This window comes from Pseudarthrobacter sp. 05T312, from assembly GCF_056396685.1.
In genome coordinates this window covers 1-518 of sequence record NZ_JBFTLY010000053.1, presented here as the reverse complement: position 1 = coordinate 518, position 518 = coordinate 1, and the positions used below count along the sequence as shown (strand labels likewise).

Genomic DNA, 518 nt, shown 5'->3' with positions numbered 1-518 from the left:
GTTTGAAGATCCGCAAGATGCCTGCCGCCGACATCGACGCGGAAGTCGCTCGCGTGGCCAAGCTGTTGCAAATCGAACACCTGCTCAACCGCAAGCCGGGTCAGCTCTCCGGTGGTCAGCAACAGCGCGTGGCCATGGGCCGGGCGTTGGCGCGTCGGCAGAAGATCTACCTGTTCGACGAACCGCTGTCCAACCTCGACGCCAAGCTGCGGGTCGAGATGCGCACCGAAATGAAACTGATGCACCAGCGCCTGAAAACCACCACGGTCTACGTGACCCACGACCAGATCGAAGCGATGACCCTGGGCGACAAAGTGGCGGTGATGAAGGACGGGATCATCCAGCAGTTCGGTACGCCGAAAGACATCTACAACAACCCGGCCAACCTGTTCGTGGCGAGCTTCATCGGTTCGCCGCCGATGAACTTCATCCCCCTGCGTTTGCAGCGCAAGGACGGCCGTCTGTTGGCGCTGCTCGACAGCGGTCAGGCGCGCTGCGAATTGCCGCTGGGCATGCAG

At 61.8% G+C, this 518-nt stretch carries 1 protein-coding gene; it reads left to right on the top strand.

From position 1 onward, the window contains the following. On the top strand, positions 1-518 hold a 518-nt coding region (locus AC1DIP_RS22260), incomplete at both ends, for an ABC transporter ATP-binding protein (protein ID WP_477735121.1).